The sequence below is a fragment of the Metapseudomonas boanensis genome (assembly GCF_018704125.1).
GTDB lineage: Bacteria > Pseudomonadota > Gammaproteobacteria > Pseudomonadales > Pseudomonadaceae > Metapseudomonas > Metapseudomonas boanensis.
This window is the reverse complement of record NZ_JAGTIS010000051.1, coordinates 1-1,387: the sequence shown is the minus strand read 5'-3', so window position 1 is coordinate 1,387 and position 1,387 is coordinate 1. Positions and strand designations below refer to the sequence as shown.

1 protein-coding gene is annotated in these 1,387 nt (G+C 69.1%); it reads left to right on the top strand.

The window, feature by feature from the left end:
• Window positions 1–1,387 (top strand): gamma-aminobutyraldehyde dehydrogenase (locus J7302_RS26240; protein ID WP_215381770.1); only part of this gene is annotated, 1,387 nt, incomplete at both ends.

Sequence of the window (1,387 nt, the reverse complement as noted above, 5' to 3'; positions counted from 1 at the left end):
TCGCTGGCGAAGGCCCCGGCCTCGCCGTGCTCAACCCGTCCCTGGGCACTGCCCTGGTAGAAATCGCCGAGGCCAGCCCGGCCCAGGTCGATGCCGCCGTGCAGGCCGCCGAGGCCGCCTTCCCCGCCTGGGCGCAGACCCCGCCGAAAGACCGCGCCGCCCTGCTGCTCAAGCTCGCCGACCGCATCGACGCCCATGCCGAAGAACTGGCCCGCCTGGAATCGAACAACTGCGGCAAGCCCTACAACGCGGTGCTGAATGACGAACTGCCGGCCATCGCCGACGTGTTCCGCTTCTTCGCCGGCGCCAGCCGCTGCATGAGCGGTTCCGCCGCCGGGGAATACCTGCCCGGCCACACCTCGATGATCCGCCGCGACCCGATCGGCGTGGTCGCCTCCATCGCGCCGTGGAACTACCCGCTGATGATGGCCGCCTGGAAGCTCGGCCCGGCGCTCGCCGCCGGCAACACCGTGGTGCTCAAACCCTCCGAGCAGACCCCGCTGACCGCGCTGAAACTCGCCGAGTTCATCAATGAGCTGTTCCCCGCCGGCGTGGTCAACCTGGTCTTCGGCCGCGGCCCCAGCGTCGGCGAGCCGCTGGTGACCCACCCGAAAGTGCGCATGGTGTCGCTGACCGGCTCGGTCGCCACCGGCTCGCGGATCATTGCCGGCACCGCCGACACGGTGAAGCGCATGCACATGGAGCTGGGTGGCAAGGCCCCGGTGATCATCTTCGACGACGCCGACATCGACGCCGCCGTCGAGGGCATCCGCACCTTCGGCTTCTACAACGCCGGCCAGGACTGCACCGCTGCCTGCCGCCTCTACGTGCAGAAAGGCGTCTACGAGCGCTTCGTGGCGAAACTGGGCGAAGCCGTGGCCAGCATCCAGCCTGGCCTGCAGGACGACCCGAGCACCGAACTCGGCCCGCTGATCACCGAGCAGCACCTCGAGCGCGTCGAGGGCTTCGTCCAGCGCGCCGCCGCCCTGCCGCACATCCGGGTGGTCACTGGAGGTCAGCGTGTCGACGGTCCGGGCTTCTTCTTCCAGCCCACCGTGCTCGCCGGTGCGCGCCAGGACGACGAGATCGTCCGCCGCGAAGTGTTCGGCCCGGTCGTCTCGGTCACCGCCTTCGACGACGAGGAGCAGGTGCTGGCCTGGGCCAACGACTCCGACTACGGCCTCGCCTCCTCGGTCTGGACCGCCGACGTCGGTCGCGCCCACCGCCTGTCCGCGCGCCTGCAGTACGGCTGCACCTGGGTCAACACTCACTTCATGCTGACCAGCGAAATGCCCCACGGCGGCGTGAAGCATTCCGGCTACGGCAAGGACATGTCCATGTACGGGCTGGAGGACTACACCGCCGTGCGCCATGTGATGTTCAAGCA